The organism is Shigella sp. FC1544, from assembly GCF_001722145.1.
GTDB lineage: Bacteria > Pseudomonadota > Gammaproteobacteria > Enterobacterales > Enterobacteriaceae > Escherichia > Escherichia coli.
Genome location: NZ_MECT01000578.1, coordinates 1 through 15911 on the forward strand (window position 1 = coordinate 1; position 15911 = coordinate 15911).

General features: G+C 50.7%; 16 protein-coding genes and 1 pseudogene. 4 read left to right on the forward strand and 13 right to left on the reverse strand.

All coding sequences use genetic code 11. The features are described from left to right. Nucleotides 1–147 (reverse strand): IS1 family transposase (locus BGK49_RS28640; RefSeq protein ID WP_001393286.1); only part of this gene is annotated, 147 nt, incomplete at its 3' end. 50 nt (nucleotides 148–197) lie between these two features. Further along, nucleotides 198–257, reverse strand: a complete 60-nt coding sequence (locus BGK49_RS31810) for a DUF2767 family protein (RefSeq protein ID WP_073817080.1) — start codon at nucleotides 255–257, stop codon at nucleotides 198–200. Nucleotides 258–612: 355 nt separating this feature from the next. Here BGK49_RS31810 and ynhH point away from each other — a divergent pair, with 355 nt between their 5' ends. From ynhH to lpp, 3 genes are all read left to right on the forward strand, one after another. Further along, nucleotides 613–807: a protein YnhH gene (gene ynhH, locus BGK49_RS31475; RefSeq protein WP_250543251.1), complete on the forward strand. Its 195-nt coding sequence runs from the start codon at nucleotides 613–615 to the stop codon at nucleotides 805–807. A gap of 7 nt (nucleotides 808–814) precedes the next feature. Further along, nucleotides 815–2227 (forward strand): pyruvate kinase PykF, encoded by a 1413-nt coding sequence (gene pykF / locus BGK49_RS23105; RefSeq protein WP_001295403.1) that lies wholly within the window; start codon nucleotides 815–817, stop codon nucleotides 2225–2227. A gap of 310 nt (nucleotides 2228–2537) precedes the next feature. Then, nucleotides 2538–2774, forward strand: coding sequence for a murein lipoprotein Lpp (gene lpp, locus BGK49_RS23110; RefSeq protein WP_000648420.1), 237 nt, complete (start codon nucleotides 2538–2540; stop codon nucleotides 2772–2774). A 63-nt stretch (nucleotides 2775–2837) separates the two neighbouring features. On the opposite strand, the gene ldtE is transcribed toward lpp, so the two are convergent. The 10 genes from ldtE to ydiJ all read right to left on the reverse strand — a co-directional run bounded on the left by ldtE (nucleotide 2838) and on the right by ydiJ (nucleotide 13801). Further along, complete coding sequence (ldtE, locus tag BGK49_RS23115) at nucleotides 2838–3842, reverse strand: L,D-transpeptidase LdtE (protein WP_000817086.1); 1005 nt, start codon at nucleotides 3840–3842, stop codon at nucleotides 2838–2840. A 148-nt stretch (nucleotides 3843–3990) separates the two neighbouring features. Then, the gene (gene sufE / locus BGK49_RS23120) at nucleotides 3991–4407 is read right to left on the reverse strand and encodes a cysteine desulfuration protein SufE (RefSeq protein ID WP_001196526.1); all 417 of its coding nucleotides are present in this window, start codon (nucleotides 4405–4407) and stop codon (nucleotides 3991–3993) included. Between the two features lie 12 nt (nucleotides 4408–4419). Continuing rightward, nucleotides 4420–5640, reverse strand: a complete 1221-nt coding sequence (gene sufS, locus BGK49_RS23125; RefSeq protein WP_000144559.1) for a cysteine desulfurase SufS — start codon at nucleotides 5638–5640, stop codon at nucleotides 4420–4422. Beyond that, complete coding sequence (gene sufD / locus BGK49_RS23130; RefSeq protein WP_000907993.1) at nucleotides 5637–6908, reverse strand: Fe-S cluster assembly protein SufD; 1272 nt, start codon at nucleotides 6906–6908, stop codon at nucleotides 5637–5639. The genes sufS and sufD overlap by 4 nt, the downstream gene beginning before the upstream one ends. Beyond that, a complete protein-coding gene (gene sufC / locus BGK49_RS23135) occupies nucleotides 6883–7629 on the reverse strand; it encodes a Fe-S cluster assembly ATPase SufC (protein WP_000948855.1) in 747 nt (248 codons plus the stop codon). Before sufC ends, sufD begins: the two co-directional genes overlap by 26 nt. Before the next feature lie 9 nt (nucleotides 7630–7638). Beyond that, nucleotides 7639–9126, reverse strand: coding sequence for a Fe-S cluster assembly protein SufB (gene sufB / locus BGK49_RS23140; protein ID WP_005041956.1), 1488 nt, complete (start codon nucleotides 9124–9126; stop codon nucleotides 7639–7641). Between the two features lie 8 nt (nucleotides 9127–9134). Beyond that, complete coding sequence (sufA, locus tag BGK49_RS23145) at nucleotides 9135–9503, reverse strand: Fe-S cluster assembly scaffold SufA (RefSeq protein ID WP_000367160.1); 369 nt, start codon at nucleotides 9501–9503, stop codon at nucleotides 9135–9137. 546 nt (nucleotides 9504–10049) lie between these two features. Then, nucleotides 10050–10238 carry a YdiH family protein gene (locus BGK49_RS23150; RefSeq protein WP_005028181.1) on the reverse strand — a complete coding sequence of 63 codons (189 nt, stop codon included), beginning with the start codon at nucleotides 10236–10238 and terminating at the stop codon, nucleotides 10050–10052. A gap of 99 nt (nucleotides 10239–10337) precedes the next feature. Continuing rightward, complete coding sequence (gene menI / locus BGK49_RS23155; RefSeq protein WP_000637981.1) at nucleotides 10338–10748, reverse strand: 1,4-dihydroxy-2-naphthoyl-CoA hydrolase; 411 nt, start codon at nucleotides 10746–10748, stop codon at nucleotides 10338–10340. After that, nucleotides 10745–13801, reverse strand: a complete 3057-nt coding sequence (ydiJ, locus tag BGK49_RS23160) for a D-2-hydroxyglutarate dehydrogenase YdiJ (RefSeq protein ID WP_000613005.1) — start codon at nucleotides 13799–13801, stop codon at nucleotides 10745–10747. The genes menI and ydiJ overlap by 4 nt, the downstream gene beginning before the upstream one ends. Nucleotides 13802–14189: 388 nt before the next feature. Between ydiJ and ydiK the strand changes: the two genes are divergently transcribed. Beyond that, on the forward strand, nucleotides 14190–15302 hold the full coding sequence (ydiK, locus tag BGK49_RS23165) for an AI-2E family transporter YdiK (protein ID WP_000248636.1): 1113 nt from the start codon (nucleotides 14190–14192) through the stop codon (nucleotides 15300–15302). Nucleotides 15303–15572: 270 nt separating this feature from the next. On the opposite strand, the pseudogene BGK49_RS23170 reads toward ydiK, so the two are convergent. Continuing rightward, nucleotides 15573–15911, reverse strand: a pseudogene (locus BGK49_RS23170) (IS1-like element IS1B family transposase); the annotation flags it as partial.

The following is a 15911-nucleotide window of genomic DNA, read 5'->3' on the forward strand; positions in this document are numbered from 1 at the left end:
TTGAGAAGCGGTGTAAGTGAACTGCAGTTGCCATGTTTTACGGCAGTGAGAGCAGAGATAGCGCTGATGTCCGGCAGTGCTTTTGCCGTTACGCACCACCCCGTCAGTAGCTGAACAGGAGGGACAGCTGATAGAAACAGAAGCCACTGGAGCACCTCAAAAACACCATCATACACTAAATCAGTAAGTTGGCAGCATCACCCGACAACTCTGCACATTTCTCGGTACAGTTCATCCTCTTTTGTCCGATTTCCCATTCTTTATACCTATTTATCATGCCAACTATCAGCATATATCAATCTAACCAATTAAACAAAAAATCAAACAAAATCAGACAAATAACGCGATAAATTATTTTAACTGTAGCAATTGAGCGATGATATATTTATACACCGGATGAACTTTCACTTATCCTCACACTGACAACTTTGGCACCAGACGTTGCGCAAACAGCGAAGTTTTTGCGTAACCTTTTCCCTGGAACGTTAAATCTTTGATAACAATTTATTGTCTAACAAGTTGTATATTTTTTGAAACGCTGTTTTTGTTTTCCTTTTGGATTAATTTCAGCGTATAATGCGCGCCAATTGACTCTTGAATGGTTTCAGCACTTTGGACTGTAGAACTCAACGACTCAAAAACAGGCACTCACGTTGGGCTGAGACACAAGCACACATTCCTCTGCACGCTTTTTCGATGTCACCTATCCTTAGAGCGAGGCACCACCACTTTCGTAATACCGGATTCGCTTTCCGGCAGTGCGTCCAGAAAGCAAGTTTCTCCCATCCTTCTCAACTTAAAGACTAAGACTGTCATGAAAAAGACCAAAATTGTTTGCACCATCGGACCGAAAACCGAATCTGAAGAGATGTTAGCTAAAATGCTGGACGCTGGCATGAACGTTATGCGTCTGAACTTCTCTCATGGTGACTATGCAGAACACGGTCAGCGCATTCAGAATCTGCGCAACGTGATGAGCAAAACTGGTAAAACCGCCGCTATCCTGCTTGATACCAAAGGTCCGGAAATCCGCACCATGAAACTGGAAGGCGGTAACGACGTTTCTCTGAAAGCTGGTCAGACCTTTACTTTCACCACTGATAAATCTGTTATCGGCAACAGCGAAATGGTTGCGGTAACGTATGAAGGTTTCACTACTGACCTGTCAGTTGGCAACACCGTACTGGTTGACGATGGTCTGATCGGTATGGAAGTTACCGCCATTGAAGGTAACAAAGTTATCTGTAAAGTGCTGAACAACGGTGACCTGGGCGAAAACAAAGGTGTGAACCTGCCTGGCGTTTCCATTGCTCTGCCAGCACTGGCTGAAAAAGACAAACAGGACCTGATCTTTGGTTGCGAACAAGGCGTAGACTTTGTTGCTGCTTCCTTTATTCGTAAGCGTTCTGACGTTATCGAAATCCGTGAGCACCTGAAAGCGCACGGCGGCGAAAACATCCACATCATCTCCAAAATCGAAAACCAGGAAGGCCTCAACAACTTCGACGAAATCCTCGAAGCCTCTGACGGCATCATGGTTGCGCGTGGCGACCTGGGTGTAGAAATCCCGGTAGAAGAAGTTATCTTCGCCCAGAAGATGATGATCGAAAAATGTATCCGTGCACGTAAAGTCGTTATCACTGCGACCCAGATGCTGGATTCCATGATCAAAAACCCACGCCCGACTCGCGCAGAAGCCGGTGACGTTGCAAACGCCATCCTCGACGGTACTGATGCAGTGATGCTGTCTGGTGAATCCGCAAAAGGTAAATACCCGCTGGAAGCGGTTTCTATCATGGCGACCATCTGCGAACGTACCGACCGCGTGATGAACAGCCGTCTCGAGTTCAACAATGACAACCGTAAACTGCGCATTACCGAAGCGGTATGCCGTGGTGCCGTTGAAACTGCTGAAAAACTGGATGCTCCGCTGATCGTGGTTGCTACTCAGGGCGGTAAATCTGCTCGCGCAGTACGTAAATACTTCCCGGATGCCACCATCCTGGCACTGACCACCAACGAAAAAACGGCTCATCAGTTGGTACTGAGCAAAGGCGTTGTGCCGCAGCTGGTTAAAGAGATCACTTCTACTGATGATTTCTACCGTCTGGGTAAAGAACTGGCTCTGCAGAGCGGTCTGGCACACAAAGGTGACGTTGTAGTTATGGTTTCTGGTGCACTGGTACCGAGCGGCACTACTAACACCGCATCTGTTCACGTCCTGTAATATTGCTTTTGTGAATTAATTTGTATATCGAAGCGCCCTGATGGGCGCTTTTTTTATTTAATCGATAACCAGAAGCAATAAAAAATCAAATCGGATTTCACTATATAATCTCACTTTATCTAAGATGAATCCGATGGAAGCATCCTGTTTTCTCTCAATTTTTTTATCTAAAACCCAGCGTTCGATGCTTCTTTGAGCGAACGATCAAAAATAAGTGCCTTCCCATCAAAAAAATATTCTCAACATAAAAAACTTTGTGTAATACTTGTAACGCTACATGGAGATTAACTCAATCTAGAGGGTATTAATAATGAAAGCTACTAAACTGGTACTGGGCGCGGTAATCCTGGGTTCTACTCTGCTGGCAGGTTGCTCCAGCAACGCTAAAATCGATCAGCTGTCTTCTGACGTTCAGACTCTGAACGCTAAAGTTGACCAGCTGAGCAACGACGTGAACGCAATGCGTTCCGACGTTCAGGCTGCTAAAGATGACGCAGCTCGTGCTAACCAGCGTCTGGACAACATGGCTACTAAATACCGCAAGTAATAGTACCTGTGAAGTGAAAAATGGCGCACATTGTGCGCCATTTTTTTTGTCTGCTATTTACCACTACTGCCTCGCGCGTAACATATTCCCTTGCTCTGGTTCACCATTCTGCGCTGACTCTACTGAAGGCGCATTGCTGGCTGCGGGAGTTGCTCCACTGCTCACCGAAACCGGATACCCTGCCCGACGATACAACGCTTTATCGACTAACTTCTGATCTACAGCCTTATTGTCTTTAAATTGCGTAAAGCCTGCTGGCAGTGTGTATGGCATTGTCTGAACGTTCTGCTGTTCTTCTGCCGATAGTGGTCGATGTACTTCAACATAACGCATCCCGTTAGGCTCCACGGAATATTTCACCGGTTCGTTGATCACTTTCACCGGCGTTCCCGTCCGCACGCTGGAGAATAAGGCTTTAATATCCGGTGCATTCATGCGAATACAGCCCGAACTGACGCGCAAACCGACGCAGTCCGGCGCACTGGTACCATGAATGAGGTATTCGCCATTACCATGCGCGAAGCGCAGTGCGTAACGTCCTAGCGGGTTATTTGGTCCGGCAGGAACGACTGGCAGTAATTTAATGCCACGCTCCAGCGAACGTTGACGAATGCCTGCCGTAGGCGTCCAGGTTGGATTAGGGATTTTCTGCCCCACACGCGTTTCCATCACCGGCGTTTCCAGCCCCTGCAAGCCAATACCTATCGGATAAACCTGCACGATATTTTCTCCCGGCGGATAATAATAAAGGCGCAGCTCTGCAAGGTTAACGATAATCCCCTGACGCGGTGCATCAGGTAATAACAGTTGTGAAGGAATAGTTATCGTCGTACCAGGTTTTGGCACCGGGGCGATAGTGTTATTGGCTTCAAGGATCAACATTGCCGCAGTATCAAAACGTCGGGCAATAGCCTGAAGGTTTTTATCCCCTTCTTGCACCGTATACGTTTGATTTTGCCCAACCAGTCGGCTTCCGGTTGGTGGTAGCGGATAATCAACCGCCCAGGCAGCCTGGATAGCGCTAAAAGCGCCGATAAGCGTGAGTGTAAGCAAAGACGCGCGTTTCATTGTAAACCTCCTGTATTTGCCGGAGACTCACGCTGAAACGTCGGATGGCGCTTATGTTCACCTGAAACCAAAACACTCCTGTGCAGGTCAGTGTAAACATTGACCATCCGGCAATGTGAGCCAACCGGATGAAAGCTGTCCCTTTAGTTTAGCTAAGTGCAGCGGCTTTGGCGCGAATTGCGCGAATCATCGCTTCCAGACCTTGTGAACGAGATGGGGTGAGATGTTGGGTGAGCGCCATTTTTTCAAACCACGGACGCACATCGAAATTGACAATATCCTGCGGCGTCATCTGATCGTAGAGAATAAATACGACCGCAATAAGCCCTTTCACAATCGCCGCATCGCTGTCGCCCTGCAATTCAATAATTCCCTGCGCATTCTGGCGCATGACAATCCACACCTGATTCTGGCAGCCCTGAATGCTATTTTGTGGGCTTCGGTCTTCGTCGCGTAATTCTGGCAGACGCTGGCCCAGCTCAATAATGTAGAGATATTTCTCTTCCCAGTTGGCGCAGCGTAAAAAATTACGCAGCAATTTTTCTTTATCCGGCAATAAAGCCATAGTGCCTCCCTGTTATCCCAGCAGACGGTGAATACGTTGCAGGCCGGTCACCAGACGATCCACTTCTTCATGAGTGTTATACATGGCCAGCGACGCCCGACACATCGCAGGGACGTTGTAATAGGCCATTAATGGCATAGCGCAGTGATGTCCGGTACGCACAGCAATGCCGTAATTATCGAGAAAACTGCCAACATCATAGGCGTGGTGTTTACCGAGATTAAAAGCAATAACGCCAAGCCTGTTTTGTGGGCCATAGAGAGTGAGATTCGGTACAGATTCCAGCTGTGATAGCGCGTAATGCATCAGATTCAGTTCATACACGGCTATGTTATTAAGCCCCAGCACCGAAACATATTCCAGCGCCGCGCCAAGACCAATGATGCCCCCGGTATTGGGTGTACCGGCTTCAAACCGCCATGGTGCTTTGGTCCAGGTAGTGCCTTCACTCAGGCTGACGGTGGCGATCATAGAACCGCCCCCTTCCCACGGCGGCATCTCCTGCAACAAGGCTTCTTTGACATAAAGAATGCCAATCCCGGTGGGGCCATACAGTTTATGCCCGGAAAACACGTAAAAATCGCAATCCAGCGCCTGAACATCCACCGGATGATGCATCACCGCCTGAGCGCCATCCACCAGCACTTTTGCTCCATGCTGGTGCGCAAGCGTGATCATTCCCGCCAGTGGATTTTCTGTGCCAAGCACGTTGGAGACATGAGTAATTGCCAGCAGGCGAGTTTTCTCATCAAACAGCGTATGCAGCGTCTCCAGTTGCAGCGTACCGTCGGGGTTGAGAGGGATCACACGCAGCTCTGCGCCAACGCGTGCGCAAAGCATCTGCCAGGGGACAATGTTAGCGTGGTGCTCCATCTGACTGATGATGATGTTATCGCCCGCCCGCACATTGCTGTTGCCCCAGCTATTGGCGACCAGATTGATCCCTTCCGTCGTGCCGCGGACGAACACCAGCTCTTCCGCCGAACGGGCATTAATAAACAGCGATGCCCGCTTGCGCACGTTCTCCATTTTCTCGGTCGCCTGGGCGCTTAAGGTATGAATACCGCGATGCACCGCCGCGTAGCCATGACGATAAAACTCGGCCTCGGCGTCAATCACCTGGCTCGGTTTCTGTGCACTGGCGGCGCTGTCGAGATAAGCCAGCGGCAAACCGTTTACCTCACGCGAAAGCACCGGAAAGTCGGCCCGCACTTTGTCGACGGAAAAAGTCATCTTGCACCTCCTGGCAGCCGTTGACCGATTCGGGCCAGCACCTGCTGTTTAAGCCCCTCATCACACAGTGCTTCCGTCAGTTCGGCAGCAAAGGCGTAAATGATCATCTGCTGGGCATCCTGCTGATTGATCCCGCGCGAGCGCAGATAGAACATCTGTTCATCATCAATACGCCCCACCGTCGCGCCGTGGCTGCATTTCACATCATCTGCATAGATTTCCAGCTGCGGTTTCGTATCCACTTCCGCCAGTTTGCCCATCAGCAGATTATTGTTGGTCATCTGACCATCCGTTTTGATGGCGTGCTGCGCGACGTTGATCAAACCGTTAAATACCGCACGGCCTTTGTCGCTGACGATAGTTTTGTGCAACTGTCGGCTGTTACAAAAACCTTTATTGTGTTCCAGCCAGGTACGGGTATCACACACCTCGTTTTTCACCGGCATCGCCAGGCTATTGATCCGCAGCGTGCTGTTTTCGCCATTGAGTTGCGTACTGGTGTTGTTTCGTAACACTGCGCCACCCAGCAGGAAACTATGGCTAAATGCGGTGGCATCCTCAGCCAGCAACAAATCGTTATGAGCAAAGTGGTGACTGAGCGGGTTTTCAAACGCCAGCTTGATATGCTGCAAGTGGGCGTTCGCTGCGACATTGATAGTGAACCGTGCCCCGGTAAAATGACGAGCATCATTAAGGCTGACAAAATGTTCGATCACCGTTGCTTCGGCACCTTCCGCCAGATCCAGATGATGCCGGTAATGGGCAGTGTTCACCTCTTCACCTGCCACGCCCTGGGTGATATACATTAACAGCAATGGCTTTGCCGGCCGTTGACCGCGCTTCACGGCGATATGCGTCACGCTTTGTGCCAGGCTTTCCGTCAAATGCAGAAACACTTCCGCCTGAATAGCGTCGGGTAACCCCTGACGGTCGTCGTTAATGCTCACTTCATATCCGCTGCCTTCAATTGCATCGCTCAGCGCGGGCACGTAACGTCCATCGACAAACACCAGCCGCACGGCGTCTAACGTTAACGCGAAGGCATCACGCTGCTGTGGGGATATCTCCCCCGCAATGCTGACAAACTGGCTATTGGTCAGCCCTTCCAGCGGCGTATATTTCCAGTTTTCATGTTTACGTGTCGGCAGTCCGGTACGCAGCAATTGTTGTAAATGCTGCTGTGCTTGCGGGGAGCGTTTTGTCCCTTCAGCTTCAAACAAGTGATGCCACTGTTGCAGCGCGTTACTGCTGTTCGGTAAGCCAGCCATAACCCTGCTCCTCCAGTTGTTTGACCAACGTGAAATCGCCGGATTTCACAATTCGTCCCTGATATAGCACATGGACGTAATCAGGCTTGATGTAGTCGAGAATGCGTTGGTAGTGCGTAACAATGATGAATGAGCGCTTGCCATCACGCAGGGAGTTCACGCCATCGGCGACCACTTTTAATGCGTCAATATCCAGCCCGGAGTCCGACTCATCAAGAATGCATAACTCCGGTTCCAGCACCGCCATTTGCAAAATATCGTTGCGCTTTTTCTCGCCGCCGGAAAAACCAACGTTTACCGAACGGGTTAATAAATCTTCCGGCATCTTCAGGAGAGCGATTTTCTCTTCCATCAAATCCTGAAAATCAAAGCGGTCGAGCGTTTCCTGGCCGCGATAGCTGCGCACTGCATTAAGTGCCGTTTGCAGGAAAAACTGGTTACTGACGCCTGGAATCTCCACCGGATACTGGAAGGCCATAAAGATGCCTTCGCCTGCACGATCTTCCGGCGACAGTGCAAGCAAATCTTTGCCTTTGAACTCAACCGTGCCGCCCGTCACTTCATAATCTTCGCGCCCGGCAAGCGTTGCCGATAAGGTACTTTTGCCCGAACCGTTTGGCCCCATAATGGCGTGAACTTCGCCGGGACGAACGGCGAGGCTTAATCCACGCAGGATAGCTTTATCTTCCACGCTGACGTGTAAATCTTTAATACTTAACATGTTTATTCCTTATCCGACGCTGTGTTCAAGACTGATGGCGAGGAGTTTTTGTGCTTCAACGGCAAATTCCAGCGGCAGTTCTGAGAACACGTCTTTGCAGAAACCGTTAACAATCATCGAGATGGCGTCTTCTTCGCTGATCCCGCGTTGCAGGCAGTAAAACAGTTGATCTTCACCAATACGTGATGTCGTTGCCTCGTGCTCCAGTTGTGCGCTGTTATTGCGACATTCGACATACGGGAAGGTATGCGCCCCACAATTAGCGCCAATCAGCATTGAGTCGCACTGAGTGAAATTGCGCGCATTGGTTGCCGTCGGCATGATTTTCACTAAGCCGCGATAACTGTTCTGACTATGTCCGGCAGAGATCCCTTTCGAGATAATGGTCGATTTGGTGTTTTTACCGATGTGGATCATCTTGGTGCCGGTATCCGCTTGCTGATGACCGCTGGTCAGCGCCACTGAGTAAAACTCACCAATGGAGTTATCGCCGCGCAAAATGCAGCTGGGATATTTCCACGTAATCGCGGACCCGGTTTCTGATTGCGTCCATGACATTTTGCTGTTTTCGCCTTCGCACAAAGCACGCTTGGTGACGAAGTTGAGAATACCGCCGGTGTTGTTATCGCCAGGGAACCAGTTTTGTACCGTGGAATATTTCACCTCGGCGTTTTTATGAATGATGACTTCCACCACTGCCGCGTGTAACTGATAGCTGTCACGCACCGGAGCGGAACAGCCTTCAATGTAGCTGACGTAGCTGTCTTCGTCGGCCACCAGAATGGTGCGCTCAAACTGCCCGGTTTTTTCCGCGTTAACGCGAAAATAGGTGGAAAGTTCCATCGGGCAGCGCACGCCTTTAGGCACATAAATAAACGTACCGTCAGAGGCTACCGCCGCATTAAGCGCGGCAAAGAAGTTGTCATTCCCCGGCACCACGGTGCCGAGATATTTACGCACCAGTTCCGGGTGATCGTGGATCGCCTCACCAAAGGAACAGAAAATAATTCCCTGCTCCGCCAGTTTTTCGCGATAAGTAGTGGCAACCGAAACAGAGTCGAAAATGGCATCCACCGCCACCTCTTTGCCTTCCCGCACGGGAACGCCCAACTGCTCAAACGCCGCCTCCACCTCTTTACTTAAAAAGGCGTTCGCGCCAGTTTGCTGCACCGCGCCAGGTTCAGACGCGCAAGTGTCGTCACAATTACCGCACGATGGTGCTGAGTAGTAGCTGTAATCCTGATAATTCAGCTTGTCGTAGTGCGCTTTCAACCAGTGCGGTTCTTCCATCTCCAGCCATGCGCGATAGGCGTTTAGACGAAACTCCAGCATCCACTCCGGCTCATTACGCTTCGCCGAAATTGCGCGCACCACCTCTTCGTTTATCCCCTTTGCCAGCTCATCGGTGGCTAACTGGGTGAAGAATCCTTCTTTATAATTCAGCGGGCCGCCGGTCCAGGTTTTGACATCGTCAGTTGCTTCAGTATTACGAGACATAGTACCGCCTATACCCCAAAGCTTTCGCCACAGCCACATTCATTCTGGGCTTTAGGGTTGTGAAATTTGAATATCTGATTAAGTCCTTCACGAACGAAATCGACTTCCGTGCCATCAATAAACGGCATCGCTTGCAGCGGGACAAACAGCTTCGCGCCGTCGTGTTCAAACAGCAGATCGTCTTTGTCCGGCTCGCTAACACTGTCGAGCACATAGCCAAAGCCCGCGCAGCCCGTTTGCTTCACGCCTAAGCGCACGCCGACCATACCCGGCTGCTTTGCCACCAGCTCACGGATGTGTATCGCCGCTGCGGGTGTCAGCGTTAAGCCTTGCCAGGCGAAATCTTGTGGGTTAAAGGTTCCTGAATGCATGTCCATCGATTTACCTCACTTCATCGCTTTCAGCGTATAACAGCATGTTAGTGATAATGATTATCAGTTCAACCCAGCAAACGCAGGGGCTTTACCGTAAAACATGCTTTTTGCCTGCTTTTAATAAGCATAGACCCTGATGTGTGGGTTAACAGGTACGCTAAGAATTAGGTATCTCATTGTTAGATAATGGTTATTATCTAAGGAGCATTAAGGCTGTGATGAAAAAGAAAAAGTTGTATTAAAATGACTATTTAAGAGATAGGTAAAAAAGTGCAGCGTTCAGAAATAAGAAAACCCTTAAGTCTGTGCGACACAGGCTTAAGGGTTTCTACCCCATCCGGCGCTTATCTCCGGCACTCTCAGTGGCTTAGCTCTTGAAGGGGCGATAAGAATAATCTCATAAAGCTAACCCGCCGTTTTAACACAAACTGCGATTAGTATTATTTTTGAACAATATCAGGCGGTAGATAAGCAGTATTAAGAAGGTCATCGAACCTGGACGGAGGTTAATCCAGGTCGATTTGGCGAACTTGCGGCATTAAGTCAGGATCAATGCACGCCCAGACGCCAGGCAAAGTAGATTTCTTCTTTTAATTCAGCAGAAGAGAGAGTAAGCAGGTCAGTAAATTCAAGTTCTAGTTGTTTCAGACGTTTGAGATATTGGGCAGGTGAAAGATTGCTCTGGTCACGGCGTAAAAATTCAATGGCCAGCTGGGTGGGATCAAGTTGAGTAGACATAGCATCCTCGCTTTTAGACAAGACGTGTACAGTATACCACCGTTTACTGTGCAGATAATGACCAAAAGCAATATGCGTCACACTTTTCTGGTGACAACGTCACAAAATGGCGGTCGTCAATCGTGACGAACAGCACAAACGCCCTTTCTCATCGAAGATTTCAATCTGCCAGACCTGGTGACGCGAACCGAGATGCAACGGTTTACATATGCCGCGCACCCGCCCTTCTCGTGCCGAGCGGACGTGATTAGCATTGATTTCCAGACCAACCACTTTTTGCTCACCTTCGGTACATAAATAACCGGCAACGGAACCGATACTTTCGGCCAGTACCACGGATGCTCCTCCATGCAGCAACCCGAAAGGCTGCTTTGTCCGCGAGTCTACTGGCATTGTCGCTTCAAGGGTGTCATCACCAATATGTTCAAAGCGAATATCCAGGAACCCCACCATGTTTCCTTCACCCATAGCATTCAGTGCTTCCAGGGTGATTTTCCGTTTCCATATCATTTAATAATCTCCAGTAAAGCCTGCACAGGATGGCGTACCCCCGTGCCTTCAACCCGTTTTACCTGGCTACGGCAGGAATATCCGGTCGCCAGACAGCGGTTACGCGGCAGTCGCTGCATAGCCTGATGCCAGGATAACTCATAGATCCCGAGCGAATTTTCATGGTTTTTCGCTTCATGTCCGTAAGTCCCTGCCATGCCGCAGCAACCCACGCTGACATTTTCCAGTTTCGCGCCAAAACGGGCAAATATCGCGGCCCATTGTGCTGGCGCACCCGGCAAGGCGGTAACTTCGGTACAGTGACCAAAGAAATACCATGATTCACCGCTGACTGTAGCCACTGGCTGTGACTCAAGTGCGCTTGCCAGCCATTCATTCGCCAGTAAGACGTTAAACTCGCCACGCTCCTCGCCCAGCGCCAGTTTATATTCATCGCGATAACAAAGTACCAGCGCCGGATCGACGCCCACCATTGGCATACCCAGCTTCGCCATACGGTTGAGGAAATCCGCCGTCTTTTTCGCCGTCTTCGCAAAACGATTAAGAAAACCTTTAATATGCTGGGCTTTGCCATTTGGCGAAAATGGCAGTAACACAGGCTGGAAACCTAATTTTTCGACCAGACGGACAAAATCCGCCACCACTTGCGCATCGTAATAGCTGGTAAAGGGGTCCTGCACCACCAACACTGTGCGCGCTTTCTGCTCTGCATTGAGAGATTCAAGCTGTTCCAGCGTCATGTTTGCCGAGCGATGCCCCACCATTTGTTGTTGTAGCGAGGGGACCGACAGCAGCGGCAAATCAACCATGCCGATATGTTTTTCCGAGAGTTTGCGCACCAGCGGCTGGTTAATGAAGAAGTTAAAGGTTTTCGGCGCGCGTGCCATCAGCGGCGCGTAGCTCTCGACCGTAGCGACGAGGTGGTCGCGCAGCGGGCGTAAATAACGGGTGTGATAGAGCTGCAGAAAACGAGAGCGAAACTCCGGCACATCTATTTTGATGGGGCACAGGGTCGAACACGCTTTACAGGCCAGACAGCCCGACATCGCCTCTTTGACTTCGTGTGAGAAGTCATATTCGCCTTTATTCGCATGCCAGCTATTGCGCGTGCGGGCAATTAACGTCCGCAAACTGACGCCGGATTCAGGCAGTTCTTGTTCCAGTTTGAGTGGATCAACGCCGCGATCCGCCAACAAACGCAGCCATTCACGCACCAGCGTTGCGCGCCCTTTCGGTGAATGAATCCGGTTCTGGGTGATCTTCATCGACGGACACATCGGACTACGGGCATCAAAGTTGAAGCATAAACCGTTGCCGTTACACTCCATCGCACCGCGCCACTGCTGGCGTACCGCAATGGGGATCTGCCGATCGAATGTACCGCGCTTCACCGCGTCCACTTTCATCATCGGCGCATCGAGACCTTCTGGCGGGCAAATCTTCCCTGGGTTGAGTCGGTTATGCGGGTCAAATGCCGCTTTCACTTTGCGCAGTTCTGCAAAAAGTTCCTCACCGAAAAACGCCGGGCTGTATTCAGCGCGAAAACCTTTGCCGTGCTCGCCCCACAACAAACCACCGTATTTCGCAGTCAGCGCCACCACGTCATCAGAGATTTGCTTCATCAAAATCTCTTGTTGAGGATCGCACATATCCAGCGCTGGACGGACGTGCAAGACACCTGCGTCGACGTGACCGAACATACCGTAGCTTAAGCCGTGGCTGTCGAGCAGCGCGCGAAATTCAGCAATATAATCCGCCAGGTGTTCCGGCGGTACGCAGGTATCCTCAGCAAACGGAATTGGCTTAGCGGCACCTTTGGCATTGCCAAGCAGACCAACGGCTTTTTTGCGCATTGCATAGATACGTTCAACCCCCGCCAGCTCACGGCACACCTGCCAGCCGATGACACCTGCTTGATGACTGGCGATCAGCTCATCCAACCGCGCACAGAGTGCATTTACCCGCTCATCAATCAGCGCCTCATCATCACCAGCAAATTCCACAATGTTCAGCCCGAGCATCTCTTGGTCAGGCACATCGGTAATCAACTCGCTGACGGAATGCCAGACAATATCTTCCCGCGCCAGATTCAGCACTTTTGAGTCCACCGTCTCTACCGAAAGCGCCCGCGCCTCAACCATAAACGGCGCGTTACGCAGCGCAGAGTCAAAAGAGTCATATTTGACGTTCACCAGACGGCGCACTTTAGGCAAGCGCGTAATATCCAGCCGCGCTTCGGTAATAAAGGCCAGCGTCCCTTCTGAACCCGTCAGAATGCGCGTCAGGTCGAACTCGGTCATCTCATCGTTAAAGACATGACGCAGATCGTAACCGGTAAGAAAGCGGTTAAGTTTGGGGAAGTTGTCGATAATTAACTGGCGTTGCTGACGGCAACGTTGATAAACCGTGTTATAAATTCGCCCGATTGTGGTATTGGATTTACCCAGCGTTTCCGCCAATTCGACGGGTAAAGGTTGCGTATCGAGAATATCGCCCCCCAACAACACCGCGCGTACGCCAAGTACGTGATCTGACGTTTTGCCATAGACCAGCGATCCCTGACCGGATGCATCGGTATTGATCATCCCACCGAGCGTTGCCCGGTTGCTGGTCGAAAGTTCCGGCGCAAAAAAGTAGCCGAACGGTTTCAGGTACTGATTGAGTTGATCTTTTATAACCCCGGCCTCAACGCGCACCCAGCCCTCTTCAGGGTTAATTTCGATGATGCGGTTCATATGGCGGGACATATCAACAATAATCCCCTGGTTGAGCGCCTGACCGTTAGTGCCGGTGCCGCCGCCGCGGGGGGTAAAGATCAGCGATGAATAGCGTTCCTGCGCGGCAAGACGGGCGATCAGCGCCACATCTGCGGTTGAACGCGGAAATACCACCGCATCGGGGAGAAGTTGGTAAATACTGTTGTCGGTCGACATTGTCAGACGATCGGCATAACTTGTCGCCGTATCGCCGGTAAAACCTTGTTGCTCCAGCTCTTGCAAAAAATTAAGCACCAGTTGAACGACGCCGGGTGCCTGGGAAATCTGTGGAATCATTATATTGCCCCTTTCCTGCGGTCTGTGATGTAGGTCGATACACTATTCTTTCAGGCGGCTGCAATAGCGCACTGAAAGGTGATGTTTATTTACTCTATGGATTTCGAGTTGCAGGAAGGCGGCAAGCGAGTGAACTCCAGGAGCTTACAATAGTAAGTGACTGGGGTGAACGAACGTAGCCGCAGCACATGCAACTTGAAATACGACGAGTAAATCGTTTGCGTGTTGCCTGAGTTGTTGTACCACATTTTTTTCTAACACGCCCATCAGAATTAAGGGCAGAACCGGCCTGTTAAAAACCGCTGAAATTGCTCATCATTATGCAGGTGAGTTTCGCGTGTTCACGTCGCGTCGACGATTTGACGCACAAAAAAGGTGAAAAGTAGTTATGGTAAATGTTCGTCAGCCCAGGGATGTCGCACAAATTCTGCTTTCGGTGCTGTTTTTAGCCATCATGATTGTGGCATGTCTGTGGATTGTTCAACCCTTTATTCTCGGCTTTGCATGGGCCGGTACGGTGGTTATCGCCACCTGGCCGGTATTGTTACGTTTGCAAAAGATCATGTTTGGCCGCCGCTCTCTCGCCGTTCTGGTGATGACGCTGTTATTAGTGATGGTGTTTATCATCCCTATTGCTTTGCTGGTTAACAGTATCGTCGACGGCAGCGGCCCGCTAATTAAAGCCATTTCCAGCGGCGACATGACGTTACCCGATCTGGCGTGGCTTAATACCATTCCGGTGATTGGCGCGAAGCTGTATGCAGGCTGGCACAACTTGCTGGATATGGGGGGGACGGCGATCATGGCGAAAGTCCGCCCTTATATTGGCACCACCACCACCTGGTTCGTTGGGCAGGCGGCGCATATCGGGCGCTTTATGGTGCATTGTGCGCTGATGCTTCTCTTCAGTGCCCTGCTGTACTGGCGCGGTGAACAGGTGGCACAAGGCATTCGCCATTTTGCAACCCGTCTGGCAGGCGTTCGCGGAGATGCCGCCGTACTGCTGGCGGCACAGGCTATCCGCGCGGTGGCGCTGGGTGTGGTGGTGACGGCGTTAGTACAGGCAGTGCTTGGCGGTATCGGCCTCGCCGTATCCGGCGTACCTTATGCAACGTTGCTAACGGTGTTAATGATCCTCTCCTGCCTTGTCCAGCTTGGCCCGTTGCCGGTACTGATTCCGGCGATTATCTGGCTCTACTGGACTGGCGATACCACCTGGGGAACGGTATTGTTAGTGTGGAGCGGTGTGGTTGGCACGCTGGATAACGTCATCCGCCCAATGTTAATTCGCATGGGTGCCGATTTACCGCTGATCCTGATCCTCTCTGGTGTTATTGGTGGTTTGATTGCTTTCGGGATGATCGGTCTGTTTATTGGTCCGGTTCTGTTAGCCGTTTCCTGGCGTCTGTTTGCCGCGTGGGTGGAAGAAGTCCCGCCGCCGACGGACCAACCGGAAGAAATTCTCGAAGAACTTGGCGAAATCGAGAAACCGAATAAGTAATTTCTCATCAGGCGGCTCTGTCGCCTGATTGTTAACCCCCGCTAATTGATATTTGCTTGCTCTTCCCCATATTTTCCTGCTTACCGCCATTCAGCTGGTAGTACCTGTCGCAAATTCTTTACAGTTTTTAAACTAATGAGACGAATCTGATCGACGCAAAAAGTCCGTATGCCTACTATTAGCTCACGGTTATAAATCAACATATTGATTTATAAGCATGGAAATCCCCTGAGTGAAACAACGAATTGCTGTGTGGGTAATGACTCCAACTTATTGATAGTGTTTTATGTTCAGATAATGCCCGATGACTTTGTCATGCAGCTCCACCGATTTTGAGAACGACAGCGACTTCCGTCCCAGCCGTGCCAGGTGCTGCCTCAGATTCAGGTTATGCCGCTCAATTCGCTGCGTATATCGCTTGCTGATTACGTGCAGCTTTCCCTTCAGGCGGGATTCATACAGTGGCCAGCCATCCGTCATCCATATCACCACGTCAAAGGGTGACAGCAAGCTCATAAGACGCCCCAGCGTCGCCATAGTGCGTTCACCGAATACGTGCGCAACAACCGTCTTCCGGAGCCTGTCATACGCGTAAAACAGCCAGCGCTG